This is a genomic window from Oleiphilus sp. HI0061 (assembly GCF_001635675.1).
Genome location: NZ_LWFE01000896.1, coordinates 1 through 17,527 on the forward strand (window position 1 = coordinate 1; position 17,527 = coordinate 17,527).

A 17,527-nucleotide genomic window follows, 5' to 3' on the forward strand; every position below is an offset into this window, starting at 1 on the left:
CACAAGCTTGTGCACAATTTTACAGCTAATTTTTTTTAGTGCTCGATTATTGCAAAAAGTAGTAGAAATAAATTGTGGATAAACCCAAGGATAAAAATGTGTATAAATTAATCTCTGATTTATCCAAGTTTTATTCAATCGATAATCACGTCTTTTCCTAACTTTTCCCTTATACTTACTAAAGACTTAAATAAATGTTTTTAAAGGAATTTACTCTCTTATCAACAGAAATTGCTCCCCTTAATAGAACATAAGTATAAGAAGAGAATATATAAATAATATTATTTAAGGGATGGGAAAAGATAAGACCTAAGATAAACTTTAAATAAAAATGAGAATATGGATTGAATAATCTTGCCTAAACAATTACAATCTCGCTCCAATTTTTTTTCACCCTATTTATTGTGAGTACTGGAAATGAAAAGAACATTCCAACCTAGCGTACTTAAGCGTAAGCGTACACATGGCTTCAGAGCACGTATGGCAACTAAAAGTGGTCGTCAGATTTTGAACCGACGTCGTGCTAAAGGCCGTAAAGAACTAAGTGCATAAAACTTGTACTCCAGTTTTAAGTTTCCTAAATCAACTCGGCTACTAAAATCGAGTGATTATAGTGATGTTTTTGAGTCTGTTGATATACGAGTTTCCAGTAAACATTATTTGATGTTGACTAGAAGCCTGAATAACTCAGATAGCAGACTCGGAATAATCGTTGCTAAAAAGAACGTAAAACTCGCTGTACAACGGAACCGAATTAAACGCTTATTACGAGAATCGTTTCGGACTAAGCGTAGTTCGCTTCCAAACCTTGATATTATTGTTCTTGCAAAGAAAGGTGCTGATTTATCTAGCAGCAAAGAATGCACTCAAGAACTAGACTATCTGTGGCGTAAGTTAGTTCGTAAAACATCTCAAAATAAGTCTGATAAGAAGACTAAGTCAGCTCGGACTTCGTAACTACTGACTGCTGAAAAGTGTTAGTAAGGACATAATTTTGCTGAGAACCATGATGAGAAAAGTTATCATTGGTCTAATTCGCGCTTATCAACTCTGTATTAGTCCTATACTCGGCCCTTCTTGTCGATATTATCCAACATGCTCTGAATATGCCCTCGAAGCTGTAAAAATTCACGGTATATTTAAAGGAAGCTTTCTTGCAGTACATCGTGTGTTAAGATGCCATCCGGGTTGTGAAGGTGGACACGACCCTGTACCGGAAAAGAAGACAAAATCCTCCTCAGATAAACAATCAAAACCTTTATAACTCTATCTTTATAAGATATTTACGGTAGTGAATTATTATGGATCTTAGACGTAGCATTATTTTTGTTGGCTTAGCAGTTGTATCATATATGTTGATACTTGCCTGGAATGAAGATTATGGCCAGCAAGCATCGCAAACCGCAGTTAAACAAGCCATTCCACAAGAGTCTATTGGTTTAAGTACTTCTGCAGAAAGTAGCGAAGATTCTGAATTTACTGTACCTGAGTCTGCTGCTGCAAGTATTGATAGCACAGCCCAAACAAAGAATTCCACCTCGCAACAATCGTCAAGCGTTCATATCAAAACAGATGTATTAGATTTATATCTTGATCTTAAAGGCGGTAATGTTATTTCGGCAAAAATGCCTCAGCATAAAGTTAGCTTAGGCTCAGAAGAAGCACTGGCGCTGTTGGAAAGTGGTAATGGTAGACATTACGTTGTTGAAAGTGGTCTATTTGGAAAAAATGGATATGATTCCTCTAAAAACGGCCCAGCTCCTATTTACTCATCATCATCTTCTTCATACGAGTTACAAGAAGGACAAGATAGCCTTTCAATAGACCTTAATTTTGAAAGTGATGATGGTGTATCAATTACTAAGCGTTATGAATTCAAGCGCAATGATTATCTGATTAATGTCAGCTATATCATTAATAACAAGACTAATGATAACTGGCAGGCAAACCTGTCTGGAAAGATTGTAAGAGATCGTTCCTCTGACCCATCGAGCCAAAATAGTATGGGTATGCAGTCATTTTTGGGAATGGCGCTTTCAAGCGCTGAAAAACCTTACGAGAAATATGACTTTGAAGACATGCTTGACTCCCCTATCAATGAACAAATTCATGGTGGTTGGGTTGCATTTATTCAGCATTACTTCCTAAGTGCCTGGATCCCAGATAATGGCGTTACTCATACTTATCAAACACGCGTGAAAGGCGGTCGATATTTGATGGGCTTTATTAGCCCTGCAATCGAAGTCGCTCCAGGAGAAACCAAGACGACATCTGCACAGTTATATATTGGTCCAAAGATTATGGAGCGTTTGGAAGCTATTGCACCAAACCTTGATTTAACCGTAGATTTTGGTTGGTTATTCTGGGTAGCAACGCCACTATTCCTATTGCTTGATTTCTTCTATGGCATTGTATTGAACTGGGGTTTTGCAATTATTCTAGTGACTGTTTGTGTTAAGGCTTTGTTCTTCAAGTTGTCGGCTGCAAGTTATCGTTCTATGGCGAATATGCGTCGGGTAGCACCTAAGCTACAAGCTTTAAAAGAACAGTATGGCGATGATCGTCAGAAGATGTCTCAAGGAATGATGGAGCTCTATAAGAAAGAGAAAATTAATCCTCTTGGTGGTTGTCTGCCTATTCTTGTTCAGATGCCTGTATTTATCGCTTTATACTGGGTTTTGATGGAGAGTGTTCAATTACGCCATGCTCCATTTATGTTCTGGATTCACGATCTATCGGTAATGGATCCTTACTTCATTCTGCCGATTCTGATGGGTGCAAGTATGGCTATCCAAATGCAGCTAAATCCATCTCCGCCTGATCCAATGCAAGCTAAGATCATGAAGATTATGCCTGTTGTAATGACTGTTTTCTTCTTATGGTTCCCTTCAGGGCTAGTTCTTTACTGGTTAGTAAACAATATTCTGTCGATTGCACAGCAGTGGGTAATTACCAGACAAATCGAAAAAGCTAACGCTTAATCTACCCTGTTCTTGATATGAGTGAATATTATCAAGACACTATTGCAGCTCTTGCTACGGCGGCAGGTCGTGGCGGAGTTGGAATTGTCAGGGTATCAGGCCCAAAAGCCTTAGATATCGCTAAACTGATGGTTCATTTTGAGCCTAAGAATCGATATGCACATTATTGCGATTTCTATGATCCAGATGGTTTACGTTTAGATCAGGGAATTGCCCTGTACTTTAAAGGTCCCCACTCCTTTACCGGTGAAGACGTCGTTGAGTTCCAAGCTCATGGTGGCCCGGTCATTCTGGATCTTTTGTTAAAAGCCATCGTTTCGAATGGTGCTCGCTTAGCAGAAGCGGGAGAATTTTCTCAACGCGCCTTTTTTAATGACAAGCTGGATCTGGTTCAGGCTGAAGCTATTTCTGACTTGATAAACAGTACTTCCGAGCAGGCTGCTCGTTCTGCTTTGCGTTCCCTACAAGGGGACTTTTCTCAGCAAGTTGATGCCATTGTATCCGGCTTGATTAAACTCCGAATGTACGTGGAAGCAGCAATTGATTTCCCTGAAGAAGAAGTTGATTTTCTTTCTGAGTCACATGTCCTGGAGCAAGTTGATACTCTGATTGATACCTTGAATGACTTAATCAATAATGCGAATCAAGGGGCACTACTAACTGAAGGAATGAGGGTGGTAATTGCCGGTCGTCCAAATGCAGGTAAGTCTAGTTTGCTGAATGCTTTAGCAGGACGCGATTCAGCTATTGTGACTGATATTGAAGGAACTACACGTGATGTGCTTAAAGAGCAGATCAATATTGATGGAATGCCTTTACATATTATTGATACGGCAGGGCTTCGAGAAAGTACTGATAAAGTTGAACAGATTGGTATTGATAGAGCTTGGCAGGAAATTGAACAAGCTGATCGAATTCTTTTAGTTGTTGATGCTTCATCTATTGAATCAAACTCTGACTCATTACCAGACACGCTATGGCCAGAGTTTTTGGAAAAGCTCGATAATCAGGACCATATAACAATTGTTCGAAACAAAGTGGATAAAACGTCAGAAGCCCCATCGACTGCTTCGCTTGGTGAATTCCCACTTATTTCTTTATCCGCTAAGCAAAAACAAGGCTTAAGCTTACTACAAGATCACCTTAAAGAGTGCGTTGGTTATAAGGCTAATAATGAAGGTACATTTACTGCACGCAGACGGCACCTAGATGCCTTAAATCGTGCTTTGGATGCTGTAAATCTTGGTCGAAGACAGCTAACAGAGCTCAATGCCGGCGAGTTATTAGCCGAAGAGCTGCGTATTGCCCAAGATAATCTAGGGGAAATTACCGGTAAGTTCAGGCCCGATGACCTTCTTGGTGAAATCTTCAGTAGTTTCTGTATTGGAAAGTAGCTAGCGACTGATCAGAGCTCTATACTGTTGGCTTGCTTAAACTAGTTACAGGAGACAAGGATGAGTCAATCGGCCTTATTGAAAAGCAAACGATTTGCCCCCTTTTTCGCTACCCAGTTTTTGGGGGCATTTAACGATAATATCTATAAAAATACCCTAATGCTGATCATCGCATTCAAGGCATCGGATGCCTTAGGTATGAATGCTGATACGGTTCTTAACCTGGCAGCAGGTCTATTTATTCTGCCCTTCTTCATCTTTTCTGCTATTGCTGGCCAAATTACCGATAAATATGAAAAATCAGGCCTAATTCGAAAAATTAAGTTTGCTGAAATTCTTATTATGTCGGTGGCAGCATTAGGCTTGTTGATGGAGTGGTATTCCCTGCTCCTGGTTTTACTATTTGTGATGGGAACGCAGTCAGCATTTTTTGGACCTGCAAAATATGCCATCATCCCTCAACACCTAAAGTCAGAAGAATTGGTCGGTGGCAATGCGCTGATAGGCATGGGCACTTTTGTTGCGATTCTTTTGGGTACTATTGGCGCTGGTATCATCATGCAATTAGATAGCTTTCTGATTGTGACAGCATGTGCCGTCGTGTTTTTTGCATTGCTCGGTTATCTTAGTAGCCGTTCAATACCTTTGGCCCCACCGAGCCAAGCTGATATAACAGTCTCATATAACCCTATTAAAACTACCCACTCTCTAATTGTCGAAGCAAGAAAGCNCCGGCCGATATATTTAGCAATTGCGGCAATCTCCTGGTTTTGGTTTTTAGGTGCAGCTTATTTAACGCAATTCCCTAACTTCTCGAAAGAAGTCTTGTTGGGGGACTCCTCACTCGTCACCTTACTATTGGCGGTATTTACCATTGGTGTTGCACTTGGCTCGATGCTTTGTGAAAAACTGTCTTCATCACAGGTTGAGTTGGGTATTGTACCGATTGGCGCGTTGGGATTAAGCCTATTTGGTGTAGATCTTTATAGCGCAATTCCTCATCAACCTGAAATTATCCACACTTGGCTTACATTCCTAAACGCTGAAGGTTCTTTTAGAGTGTTGATTGATCTGATCGGTATAGGTATCTCAGGAGGCATCTTTATCGTCCCACTTTATGCCTTTGTCCAGGAAAGAGCGGAACCGGCTTTTAGAGCGAGAACCATCGCTGTGATTAACATTATGAATGCCTTGTTTATGGTGGGAAGCGCTATCACAGGAATGATCTTACTGGGAATGCTAGGTCTTGAAATACCAGAATTCTTCCTGGTTTTATCCATAATGAATTTCGTTGTTTGCCTATACATATTTTATCAAGTAGATGAATTTGCGATTCGCTTTTGTATATGGATATTAGGTCATACCATGTACCGAGTCAGCCACGAAGGCTTGGATAATATTCCTCGCGAAGGTGCAGCAGTAGTGGTTTGTAATCACGTATCATATGTTGATGCGCTCATACTTGCCGGTGCATGTAGACGCCCTATGCGCTTCGTGATGGATCATAATATTTTCAAAAACAAATTTTTAGCTTGGTTTTTCAGAGCGGTCAAAGCCATTCCAATCGCGCCTGCGCATCAGGATCAAGAAATTTATGATCAAGCTTTCGAGTCAATATCTGAAGCACTAAACAATGAAGAGATAATTTGTATTTTCCCGGAAGGTAAGCTGACAAGAACTGGCGATATCAACGAGTTTAAAACTGGCATTGAAATAATAATCGGGCGTGATCCTGTCCAAGTAGTGCCGATGGCCCTACAAGGCCTTTGGGGAAGTGTTTTTAGCCATAAAGATGGAGCTGCCTTTTCGAAAGGTCCTAAACGTTTCTGGTCTAAGGTAAGGGTAATTGCTGATAAACCACTTAATCCAGATCTAGTAAGCGCCGAATTGTTGCAATCGAAAGTTATGCACTTAAGAGGAAATGTTCAATAGAGCACTTATGCCAAGCTGTGGATAACTTTAGCCTCTAACTTATGGTTTAAGAGTTAAATTCAATATATCTTTATTTAACAAATGCTTATAGTGTTTTGTTAAAGTTTAAAATTAATGTGCCTGTGGATAAGTTGTTTGATAACTTCTTTATAATCGTGTGATAAGTGCTTGAATTCATTAAAACTGAGTGAATGTTCATTTATTTACATTAAGAACACAGATTTATTTTAAGACACTCAAAATTTGAGTCATAAGTGCAAAACTGTATAAAAAATAAACGATAAAGGCTGCTATTTATCACTCAAATCTTTATAATGCGCGGCTATTTTATTTGACTGGGGATGCTAGGTGGATTTCGCAAAACATTACGATGTTATTGTTATTGGTGGTGGACATGCCGGGACTGAAGCTGCTTTAGCCGCAGCGCGTCGCGGCTCATCAACCCTTCTACTTACGCATAATATCGAGACGCTGGGTCAAATGTCATGCAATCCAGCAATTGGTGGTATTGGTAAAAGTCATCTTGTTAAAGAAATCGATGCTCTAGATGGTGCTATGGCACGAGCAACCGATTTGGCGGGTATTCAATTTCGAGTGCTGAATAGCCGTAAAGGGCCAGCGGTAAGAGCTACACGCGCACAAACAGATAGAATCTTATATAAAGCCGCAATTCGAGAAACCCTGGAAAACCAGGAAAACCTGGATATTTTCCAACAATCGGCTGATGACTTGATTGTTAAAAATGACCGGGCTTGTGGCGTTGTCACCAATATGGGAGTTCGCTTCCATTCAAAGACCGTTGTTTTGACAACTGGAACCTTTTTAGGCGGTGTTATTCATATTGGTTTAGAAAACCATTCAGGTGGACGTGCGGGAGATCCACCGTCGATAGCATTGGCAAAACGCTTAAGAGAAATGCCTTTTCGTGTTGGCCGTTTAAAAACGGGTACACCGCCCCGAATTGATGCACGTTCAGTTGATTTTAGCGTAATGGACGAACAGCCAGGTGATACACCTTTACCGGTAATGTCTTATACCGGCACAGTTGAACAACATCCAAAACAGATTTCTTGCTATGTAACCCATACTAATGAACGTACGCATGAGATTATTCGCTCAGGTTTTGATCGTTCACCCATGTTTACAGGCATCATAGAAGGAACAGGCCCACGTTACTGCCCTTCTATTGAAGATAAAATTAATCGTTTTGCAGATAAAGACTCCCACCAGATTTTCGTCGAGCCTGAAGGGCTGACAACGCATGAGTTATATCCAAACGGCATTTCAACTAGTTTGCCCTTTGATGTGCAAATTGACTTAGTGCGTTCAATGAAGGGCTTCGAGAAAGCACATATTACGCGGCCTGGTTATGCAATTGAGTACGATTTCTTTAACCCTCAAGACTTGAAACAAAGCCTAGAGACAAAGTTTATCGAGAACTTGTTTTTCGCTGGCCAAATTAACGGCACAACTGGTTATGAAGAAGCCGGTGCCCAAGGTTTACTTGCTGGTATGAATGCTTCGTTGAAAGCAAGTGGTGATATGCTTTGGTGCCCTCGTCGAGATGAAGCTTATATCGGAGTACTGGTTGATGATCTGATTACACTAGGAACCAGTGAGCCTTACCGTATGTTTACAAGCCGTGCTGAATACCGTTTGTTACTACGCGAAGATAATGCTGACCTAAGGTTAACTGAGATCGGACGTAATTTAGGTTTTGTAGGCGATGAGCGCTGGTCACAATTCTCAAGCAAGCGCGAAGCAATCGAGAAAGAAACAGAGCGTCTAAAAACAACTTGGGTGCAACCTGGCTCAGAAGGTGGGAAGATTGCTGACAAATATTTTGATCGACCTATTTCGAGAGAATACAGCCTTCGTGACTTGCTAAAGCGTCCTGAAATCAATTATCAAAGTATTGCTGAAATAAACGGTGATCCAACAATTTCTAATGCTGTTGCTGAACAGATTGAAATACAAACCAAGTATGATGGTTATATCAGTCGTCAACAGGATGAGATTGATCGTTTAAGAAAGAATGAATTAACCAAGCTGCCAATCGATTTCAATTATGATGGAATTTCTGGTCTATCCAATGAGATTAAGCAAAAACTATTAGAGGTTAAACCAGAAACAATTGGCCAGGCATCTAGAATTCCGGGAATTACACCGGCTGCTGTGTCATTGGTACTCATATATCTGAAGAAAAAATCTTTATCTAAATCAATCAAACATGAAAGTGCCTGATTTCGGCACTTCACGTATCTTAAAAGAGAATAGACGTGATCAATGCATCGCAACGTGCCAACTTTAGTAATATTCTAAGCGACGCGGCAGAAAAAATAGGTATTACTCTAAATGAAGAGCAGAATGGCCTTTTACTCGACTATTTAGAGTTATTGATCAAATGGAATAAAGCCTACAATCTGACGGCTATTCGTGACCCGGAAGAAATGTTGATTAAACATCTGGTCGACTCGCTTAGCATTGCTCCTTATATAAAAGGTCAGGACATCGCTGATATCGGTACCGGCCCTGGATTACCCGGTATACCGATGGCCATCTTGTTTCCAGAAAAGCGCTTTTTGCTGGTCGACAGCAATGGTAAAAAGACACGCTTTTTGACTCAGAGTAAGATTACACTTTCGCTAGCCAATATCGAAATAGTGCATGGACGTGTAGAGAGTGTTGCGCAGGATAAACAATTTGACCAAATTATGTCACGCGCATTTACAGCGCTAGATAATATGGTAAAACTATGTAAGCACTTACTTACTGAAAAGGGTGAGTTTTTAGCAATGAAAGGTTTGCATCCAAAAGATGAGATTAATGCACTGCCAATAGATTATCATGTTAAAAACGCAATTAAGTTATGTGTTCCCGCTTGTGAAGAGGACAGGCATTTAATTATCATAGAGAAAACTTCAGCGTAATAAGCATATTGCTATTGAAAGCGTCTATAAGTGAGGGTTACACAGTGCCAGCGAAAATCTATGCGATTACTAACCAGAAGGGGGGGGTTGGAAAAACGACCACCACTGTAAATCTTGCTGCATCGCTGGCTGCGACCAAACGCAGAATTCTCCTTATTGATCTTGATCCGCAGGGAAACGCAACTATGGGTAGCGGGATCAGCAAGAATGAAATTGAATATACGGCCTATGATGTACTGACCAAAAAGGCCGATGTTCAAGAGGTCATTACGCGTTCAGTCGTTGGTAAATACGATGTTATTCCTTCCAATGGCGATCTGACTGCAGCGGAAGTCGAGCTCCTTAATGAGATTGGCCGTGAACATAGACTGAAGCAAGCCTTAAAATCTATTCGTGATGATTATGAATTCGTCTTGATCGACTGTCCTCCTTCTCTAAATATGCTAACCGTTAATGCCTTATCAGCGTCGGACGGCGTTATCATTCCAATGCAATGCGAATATTATGCGCTAGAAGGCTTGGCCGCATTAATGAATACGGTTGAGCAGATTAGAGAAACCATCAATCCGAAGTTAGAAATTTCCGGCATACTTCGTACTATGTATGACCCAAGGAATAGTTTAACCAGAGATGTATCTGATGAACTTCAGGAATATTTCGGTGAACAGCTATATAAAGTCGCAATTCCAAGAAATGTAAGACTAGCGGAAGCACCCAGTCACGGTATGTCAGCATTACATTATGACAAAGCTTCAAAAGGTGCGATTGCATATTTGGCATTGGCCGGTGAAATCGTCAGAAAGAACAAAGCAGCAGCAAAAAAAGCCGACTTGGCTGAAGCATAAAACAATAATTAAGCTCATGACTTTTAAAGGTCATCATCAAGCGTTACTAAGTGAGTAGGAAAATACGTGGCAAAGAAACGAGGTTTAGGGGAAAAAGGTTTAAGCGCTTTACTCAAGGGCTCAAATGTCGACTTTAAAAAAGAAGTTGAAAACGATGGAGACCTTAAGCAACTTCCAGTTGAGTTTCTAAAACGAGGTAAATATCAGCCTCGTCGTGACATGGATCCTGATGCACTCGAAGAGCTCGCCGAGTCAATTCGACAGCAAGGTATTATGCAGCCGATAGTGGTTCGTTCTCGTGGCGAAGACTCCTATGAAATTATTGCGGGCGAAAGGCGTTGGCGGGCAGCACAAATCGCTCAGCTCGATAAAGTCCCCGCAATTATTCGTGATGTTGAAGATGATGCGGCTGTTGCAATGGCGCTTATCGAGAATATTCAGCGTGAAAACCTTAATGCAATGGAAGAAGCCACCGCTTTACAGCGTTTGCAAGATGAGTTTGAACTTACCCAAAGCGAAGTAGCTGAAGCCGTTGGTAAATCGAGGTCAACCGTGACTAACTTGCTTCGCCTGATCAACCTAACAGATGAAGTAAAGTTGATGCTAGAGCATGGCGACTTGGAGATGGGCCATGGCAGAGCGATGTTATCGTTAGATACCGAGCGACAGATAATTGTGGCTCGTCAGGTTGAGTTGAAGTCGCTTTCAGTACGACAGACCGAAGCACTCGTCCGTCGCCTAATAGAAGACAAGCCTACAAATAAAGCAGCTAAGCCAAAACCCGATGCCGATATATCACGCTTACAAGAAGATCTATCTGAAAAAGTAGGTGCAGAAGTGAGTGTTCAGCATTCAAATACAGGCAAAGGTAAGCTAGTGATTAAATATAATTCTCTTGATGAGTTAGATGGAATTTTGACTCATATCAAGTGAAATCTAACTTGATCGAAAAATAATCGATTCTTTTTTGTAACTTAAGTGAATATTCATCCCTAGAGCGGTTGAATGCACAGATTATAACCCCTATAATCTGCCACGCTTCGAGAGGCCTGATTAGGCCGAAGAAGAAAGTTGGCGAGAATGAATGTTAAGCGCCGCGACTCGATAAGACTAAAGAAAAATAAAAACAAGAGCTAACGATAACAAAATGTCTTAAAAGAACAGCAACTTAATGGCTGTATCTTAAGTCGAAGGTAATTAAGGAAGATATCTGCTAACTACAGCGCAGTGACATCAAAAGGTAGCAATGTAGTAGGCAAGATTAATGAACAGTAGAAAAAAGGCTGACATAAATAAGCCGCCGATTTACAAGATTTTTATTGCTCAGATGGCTCTTACGAGTGTCATTTGCGCAGGGTACTATTTAGTTAGCGGAAGCGTTGCGGCATACTCTTCGCTATTGGGTGGGGTTATATTTGTTATCCCACAACTATATTTTGGTGTTAAAGCGTTTTTGTACAGTGGCGCTCGGTCAATCCAAAAAATAGTTATAAATTTTTATAAAGGTGAGAGCACCAAATTAGTAATCATTGCACTGAGCTTCGGACTTATATTCAAGTTTGTAGAGCCTCTGGATTACTTAGCACTTTACTCCACCTTTATCAGTGTTTTAGTGATGAACTGTTTCTCGGCTCTCTTAGTAAGTAAGCCGAACTCACACAAAGCATAATTTAGAATTTTTAACTCTATAATGTAGGCCCTTAACTATGGCAGGCGATAGTCTAACAACCACTGAATATATTCAGCATCACTTAAGTAACCTAACTTTCGGCCAGCTTCCTGCTGGTACTGTTCGTTATGATGGCACAACGCTACAAGAAGCAACTTGGACAATGGCTCACGGTGGCGAAGAAGCTGCTGCAATGGGTTTCAATGCATTTCATGTAGATAGTTTACTTTGGTCATTTGGCTTAGGTGTTATTTTCTGCATGATCTTCCGTTCCGTTGCCAAATCGGTAACTAGCGGTGTACCTGGTCGCTTCCAAAACTTTATCGAAATGATTGTCGATTTCGTTGATGGTAACGTTAAAGATATGTTCCATGGACGTAACCCACTTATTGCTCCTTTGGCATTAACAATCTTTGTTTGGGTATTCTTCATGAACCTAATGGACTTGATCCCGGTTGATCTAGTGCCATGGTTGCTTACATTTGTGGGCGTTGGTTATCAGAAGATTGTTCCATCAACAGACCCTAACATCACACTAGGTATGGCTTTAGGTGTATTCATCCTAATGCTTTACTACTCTATCAAGATTAAAGGTATTGGTGGCTTTACTAAAGAGCTTACCATGCACCCTTTCAATCACTGGGCGTTTATCCCTGTGAACCTATTTATGGAATTAGTCGGTCTATTAGCTAAGCCGTTTTCATTGGGCTTGCGACTATTCGGGAACATGTACGCCGGTGAAATGATCTTCATTTTGATTGCCGTCATGTACAGCGCTGGTTTGCTGTTTGGTCTGTTCGGTGGTTTCTTGCAGATCGGTTGGGCGATATTCCATATCTTGGTTATTACGCTACAAGCATTTATTTTTATGGTTTTGACCGTCGTGTACCTGAGTATGGCTCACGAAGATCATTAATCTAAATTTTTAAACTTTTCTTTTAACTAACTTAACTTTTTAACTTAAAGCAGGAGAAAAAAATGGAACTAGTAATTATTGCAGCTGCAATTATGCTTGGTCTTGGTGCACTTGGTGCGGCAGTTGGTATGGGTCTACTTGGTGGACGTCTATTGGAAGGTACTGCGCGTCAGCCAGAACTTGGTCCAATGCTACAAGGTAAGATGTTCTTACTAGCTGGTTTGATCGATGCTGTGCCAATTATCGGTGTTGGTATCGCTATGTACTTGATTTTCGTTGTTGCTCCAGGCGTTGGTGCTTAATAGACACGTCTTTAGTTAGCTAAAAACGTAAACTAACAACGAAAGTGAGGTAATTAGTGTGAATATCAATTACACACTTATTGGACAAATGATTTTCTTCGCAGGCTTTGTGCTATTTTGCATGAAGTATGTTTGGCCACCAATCATTGGTGCAATGACAGAACGCGAAAAGAAAATATCCGACGGTTTAGCAGCGGCTGACAGAGCGTCTAAAGATCTTGAACTTGCACAGAAAAAAGCAGTTGAAGAGCTAAAAGAAGCGAAAGCACAAGCAGCTGAACTAATCGAGCAAGCGAACAAACGATCAAATCAAATTGTTGACGAAGCGAAAGAAACTGCTCGTCAAGAAGGTGACAGATTAATCACTGCTGCTAAAGCTGAAATTGAGCAAGAAAAGAATCGCGTGAAAGAAGAGCTTCGCGCTGAAGTATCTGCAATCGCAATTGCGGGCGCAGAAAAGATTCTTGGATCTTCAATCGATGCAAGCAAACATGGTGAGTTACTCGATCAGCTTGCCTCAGAAATTTAAGTTTTGAGAGTGGATGATGGCAGAATCAATTACGATTGCCCGACCCTACGCTAAAGCCGCTTTTCAGGCCGCGAAGGATAAGGAAGCTTTGACAGTTTGGTCAGACATGCTTGCTTATTCTTCTGCAGTAGCTATGGACGAGAACATGAGTGTTGTTCTAGACCACCCAGCATTGACAAGTGAGCAAAAAGCACAGCTTTTCATCGAATCATGTGGTGATAAGTTAAATGATGAAGGTAAAAACTTTATCGTTGTGTTGGCTGAAAATGACCGATTAGAGTTACTTTCAGAGATTGCTCAATTGTTTGAAGGTTTCAAAGCACAGCTAGAGATGTCAGTAGACGTCGATGTGGAGAGTGCTTTTGAACTGGGCGGTGAACAACAAGATAAGCTTGCACAAGTACTAAGTAAGAAACTAGATCGTAAAGTCGTTGTTACATCGACTGTAAATGAGTCGTTGATTGGTGGCGTAATTATCCGCACCAACGATCTAGTCATCGATGCTTCTGTCCGTGGCAAAATTGCAAAATTGGCCGAAGCGGTTAGTGCTTAGGTAGCAGATTCAGATTTGAGGATTTAACGCATGCAACAGCTAAACCCAGCTGAGATCAGCGAAATTATTAAGAAGCGCATCGAAACTCTCGATGTTTCTTCTGAAGCCCAAAATGAGGGCACTATCGTCAGTGTATCTGACGGTATCGTTCTAATTCACGGTCTTGCCGACGTAATGTATGGTGAGATGGTAGAGTTTGAAACCGGCGTATACGGTATGGCGCTTAACCTAGAGCGTGATTCTGTAGGTGTCGTTGTCCTAGGTGACCCTAAAGGTCTTGCCGAAGGTCAGAAAGCAAAATGTACGGGTCGTATCCTAGAAGTACCAATCGGTGAAGCAATGCTTGGCCGTGTTGTTGATGCACTAGGTAACCCAATTGATGGTAAAGGTCCTATCGAGACTACGCTAACTGCACCTTTAGAAAAAGTTGCACCAGGTGTAATCGCACGTCAATCAGTTGATGAGCCAGTACAAACTGGTTTGAAAGCGATTGACTCAATGGTACCTATCGGCCGTGGCCAGCGTGAGTTGATCATCGGTGACCGTCAGACTGGTAAGACTGCAATCGCTATCGATGCAATCATTAACCAGAAGAACACAGGTGTTAAGTGTATCTATGTAGCAGTTGGTCAGAAGCAATCTTCTATCGCTGCGGTTGTACGTAAACTTGAAGAGCATGACGCAATGGATCACACGATCATTGTTGCGGCAGGTGCAGCTGATCCAGCAGCAATGTTGTTCTTAGCGCCATACGGCGGTACAACAATGGGTGAATACTTCCGTGACCGCGGTGAAGACGCATTGATCGTATTTGATGATTTGACCAAGCAAGCTTGGGCATACCGTCAGATTTCATTGCTACTACGTCGTCCACCAGGTCGTGAAGCATATCCAGGTGACGTATTCTACTTGCACTCACGTCTACTAGAGCGTGCATCACGTGTAAACGCTGATTACGTTGAGCAGTTCACCAATGGTGAAGTTAAGGGCCAAACTGGTTCATTGACAGCTCTACCGATCATCGAAACACAAGGTGGTGACGTATCTGCATTCGTACCAACTAACGTAATTTCGATTACAGATGGTCAGATCTTCCTTGAGACCAACCTATTTAACTCTGGTATTCGTCCTGCAATGAACGCAGGTATTTCGGTATCACGAGTTGGTGGTGCAGCTCAGACTAAGATCATCAAGAAGTTAGGTGGTAGCGTACGTTTGGCTTTGGCTCAGTATCGTGAATTGGCAGCATTTGCTCAGTTCGCATCAGACCTTGATGATGCAACACGTAAGCAGCTAGAGCACGGTCAGCGTGTGACAGAGCTTATGAAGCAAAAGCAGTACAGCCCACAAAGCGTTGCTGAAATGGGTATCGTTCTTTATGCCGCTAATGAAGGCTTCTTGGATGATGTGCCAGTAAACAAAGTTGTTGATTTTGAAGATGCAATGTTGTCTTACATGAGTGCTGAACATTCAGCATTACTCGATAAGATTAACGAAAAAGGCGATTACAACAATGATATCGCTGACGGCATTAAATCAGCTCTTGAGCAATTTAAGTCGACGCAAACTTGGTAAGCCGATTGTTGAGTACTGGAGATCTATGAATACTGCAGTACTCGACTGTCATTTATACCTCAAAGTGAACAAGACTTTAAAGGCGATATAAAATGGCCGTTGGTAAAGAGATACGAAATCAGATTTCGAGCGTAAAAAGCACGCAGAAAATTACAAGCGCAATGGAAATGGTTGCCGCGAGTAAGATGCGTAAAGCTCAAGATCGTATGAGTTTGGGTAAGCCCTACTCAGAAAAAATTCGTTCGATTGTCAGTCACTTGGCAAATGCGAACACAGAATATAAGCACTTATATTTGCAAGAGCGCGAAGTTAAGCGTGTTGGCTATATCATCGTTTCTACAGACCGAGGTTTGTGTGGCGGTTTGAACGTCAACTTGTTCAAGAAAGTTGCTAAAGATATGAAAAACTACGCGGATAACGCAGTAGAAGTCGATCTTTGCGCGGTTGGACAAAAAGCAATTAGCTTCTTTAAAAGCTACGGCGGTAATGTCGTTGCTGCATTAAGTCACCTTGGTGACGCACCTGCAGCACATGAGCTGATCGGTTCTGTAAAGGTGATGTTGGATGCTTACGAAGAAGGCAAGATCGACCGCCTTTACGTGGTATACAACGAGTTTGTAAACACCATGACGCAGAGCCCTGAAGTAGTACAATTGTTACCGTTAGAAGCTGCTGAAGAAAGTGAAATGCAGCATCATTGGGATTATATTTACGAGCCTGAAGCGAAAGACTTACTAGATGGCTTGTTAACGCGTTACGTTGAATCGCAAGTTTATCAAGCGGTTGTTGAAAATGTAGCATGTGAGCAGGCAGCTCGAATGATCGCAATGAAATCTGCAACAGACAACGCGGGCGACATTATCAAGGAATTGCAGTTGGTTTATAACAAAGCGCGTCAAGCAGCGATTACTCAGGAAATTTCTGAGATCGTTAGTGGTGCAGCTGCGGTATAAGTAGTTCCTGGCAAATTTTGTGTATTTAAAGATTAAAAGTTAACGAGGATCCGGACATGAGTAGCGGAAATATCGTACAAATTATTGGAGCTGTAATCGACGTTGAATTCGCGCGCGAATCAGTTCCAAATGTATATGATGCGTTGCAGGTTGATGGTGTTGATACAACACTTGAAGTACAGCAGCAACTAGGTGATGGTATCGTACGTACTATCGCAATGGGTAGTACTGAAGGTCTAAAGCGTGGGCTGAATGTAGATAACACTGGCGCACCAATTTCTGTACCTGTTGGTCCAGAAACTTTGGGTCGTATCATGGACGTTCTAGGACGCCCAATCGACGAGCGTGGTGACATCGGTGAGCAAGAGCGTATGCCTATTCACCGTAAAGCACCTACTTACGCAGAGCAAGCAGCATCGGCTGAATTGCTAGAAACCGGTATCAAAGTAATCGACTTGGTTTGTCCATTCGCTAAGGGTGGTAAAGTTGGTCTATTCGGTGGTGCGGGCGTTGGTAAAACTGTAAACATGATGGAATTGATCAACAACATCGCACTGAAGCACTCTGGTCTTTCAGTATTCGCAGGTGTTGGTGAGCGTACTCGTGAGGGTAACGATTTCTATCACGAAATGCAGGAAGCTGGCGTTGTAAACCTAGAGACTCCAACAGACTCTAAGGTAGCGATGGTATACGGTCAGATGAACGAGCCACCAGGAAACAGGCTACGTGTTGCCTTGACTGGTTTGACAATGGCTGAGAAGTTCCGTGACGAGGGTAAAGACGTACTATTGTTCGTTGATAATATCTACCGTTACACACTGGCAGGTACTGAAGTATCAGCACTGCTAGGTCGTATGCCTTCAGCGGTAGGTTATCAGCCTACACTAGCTGAGGAAATGGGTGTTCTTCAGGAGCGTATTACATCTACTAAGACTGGTTCGATCACAT

18 protein-coding genes are annotated in these 17,527 nt (G+C 41.7%); all 18 read left to right on the forward strand.

Features of this window, described 5'->3' with window-relative positions:
- Positions 1 to 417: 417 nt before the first annotated feature.
- Complete coding sequence (gene rpmH, locus A3735_RS28860) at positions 418 to 552, forward strand: 50S ribosomal protein L34 (protein WP_082865166.1); 135 nt, start codon at positions 418 to 420, stop codon at positions 550 to 552.
- 3 nt (positions 553 to 555) lie between these two features.
- Entirely contained in the window at positions 556 to 957 is a 402-nt protein-coding gene (gene rnpA / locus A3735_RS10550; protein WP_068507316.1) for a ribonuclease P protein component, read from the forward strand.
- A gap of 52 nt (positions 958 to 1,009) precedes the next feature.
- A complete protein-coding gene (gene yidD, locus A3735_RS28865; RefSeq protein WP_082865167.1) occupies positions 1,010 to 1,264 on the forward strand; it encodes a membrane protein insertion efficiency factor YidD in 255 nt (84 codons plus the stop codon).
- Between the two features lie 37 nt (positions 1,265 to 1,301).
- Positions 1,302 to 2,981, forward strand: coding sequence for a membrane protein insertase YidC (gene yidC, locus A3735_RS10555; protein WP_068507314.1), 1,680 nt, complete (start codon positions 1,302 to 1,304; stop codon positions 2,979 to 2,981).
- A 17-nt stretch (positions 2,982 to 2,998) separates the two neighbouring features.
- Complete coding sequence (mnmE, locus tag A3735_RS10560) at positions 2,999 to 4,375, forward strand: tRNA uridine-5-carboxymethylaminomethyl(34) synthesis GTPase MnmE (protein WP_068507313.1); 1,377 nt, start codon at positions 2,999 to 3,001, stop codon at positions 4,373 to 4,375.
- A gap of 60 nt (positions 4,376 to 4,435) precedes the next feature.
- Entirely contained in the window at positions 4,436 to 6,307 is a 1,872-nt protein-coding gene (locus tag A3735_RS10565; RefSeq protein WP_068638029.1) for an MFS transporter, read from the forward strand.
- Between the two features lie 348 nt (positions 6,308 to 6,655).
- A complete protein-coding gene (gene mnmG, locus A3735_RS10570) occupies positions 6,656 to 8,551 on the forward strand; it encodes a tRNA uridine-5-carboxymethylaminomethyl(34) synthesis enzyme MnmG (protein WP_068507310.1) in 1,896 nt (631 codons plus the stop codon).
- A gap of 35 nt (positions 8,552 to 8,586) precedes the next feature.
- Positions 8,587 to 9,237 carry a 16S rRNA (guanine(527)-N(7))-methyltransferase RsmG gene (gene rsmG / locus A3735_RS10575; RefSeq protein ID WP_156490478.1) on the forward strand — a complete coding sequence of 217 codons (651 nt, stop codon included), beginning with the start codon at positions 8,587 to 8,589 and terminating at the stop codon, positions 9,235 to 9,237.
- A gap of 44 nt (positions 9,238 to 9,281) precedes the next feature.
- Entirely contained in the window at positions 9,282 to 10,082 is an 801-nt protein-coding gene (locus A3735_RS10580; protein ID WP_068507309.1) for a ParA family protein, read from the forward strand.
- Between the two features lie 66 nt (positions 10,083 to 10,148).
- On the forward strand, positions 10,149 to 11,015 hold the full coding sequence (locus tag A3735_RS10585) for a ParB/RepB/Spo0J family partition protein (protein WP_068507307.1): 867 nt from the start codon (positions 10,149 to 10,151) through the stop codon (positions 11,013 to 11,015).
- 331 nt (positions 11,016 to 11,346) lie between these two features.
- Positions 11,347 to 11,751 carry a F0F1 ATP synthase subunit I gene (locus A3735_RS32535; RefSeq protein WP_068507305.1) on the forward strand — a complete coding sequence of 135 codons (405 nt, stop codon included), beginning with the start codon at positions 11,347 to 11,349 and terminating at the stop codon, positions 11,749 to 11,751.
- A gap of 37 nt (positions 11,752 to 11,788) precedes the next feature.
- The gene (atpB, locus tag A3735_RS10595; protein ID WP_068507303.1) at positions 11,789 to 12,667 is read left to right on the forward strand and encodes a F0F1 ATP synthase subunit A; all 879 of its coding nucleotides are present in this window, start codon (positions 11,789 to 11,791) and stop codon (positions 12,665 to 12,667) included.
- Positions 12,668 to 12,729: 62 nt separating this feature from the next.
- A complete protein-coding gene (gene atpE, locus A3735_RS10600; protein WP_068507301.1) occupies positions 12,730 to 12,969 on the forward strand; it encodes a F0F1 ATP synthase subunit C in 240 nt (79 codons plus the stop codon).
- Positions 12,970 to 13,027: 58 nt separating this feature from the next.
- On the forward strand, positions 13,028 to 13,498 hold the full coding sequence (locus A3735_RS10605) for a F0F1 ATP synthase subunit B (protein ID WP_068507299.1): 471 nt from the start codon (positions 13,028 to 13,030) through the stop codon (positions 13,496 to 13,498).
- Positions 13,499 to 13,514: 16 nt separating this feature from the next.
- A complete protein-coding gene (locus A3735_RS10610; protein ID WP_068507297.1) occupies positions 13,515 to 14,051 on the forward strand; it encodes a F0F1 ATP synthase subunit delta in 537 nt (178 codons plus the stop codon).
- A gap of 30 nt (positions 14,052 to 14,081) precedes the next feature.
- Complete coding sequence (gene atpA, locus A3735_RS10615) at positions 14,082 to 15,626, forward strand: F0F1 ATP synthase subunit alpha (RefSeq protein ID WP_068507291.1); 1,545 nt, start codon at positions 14,082 to 14,084, stop codon at positions 15,624 to 15,626.
- 92 nt (positions 15,627 to 15,718) lie between these two features.
- Entirely contained in the window at positions 15,719 to 16,579 is an 861-nt protein-coding gene (gene atpG, locus A3735_RS10620; RefSeq protein WP_068507290.1) for a F0F1 ATP synthase subunit gamma, read from the forward strand.
- Between the two features lie 56 nt (positions 16,580 to 16,635).
- On the forward strand, positions 16,636 to 17,527 hold an 892-nt coding region (atpD, locus tag A3735_RS10625), incomplete at its 3' end, for a F0F1 ATP synthase subunit beta (protein WP_068638031.1).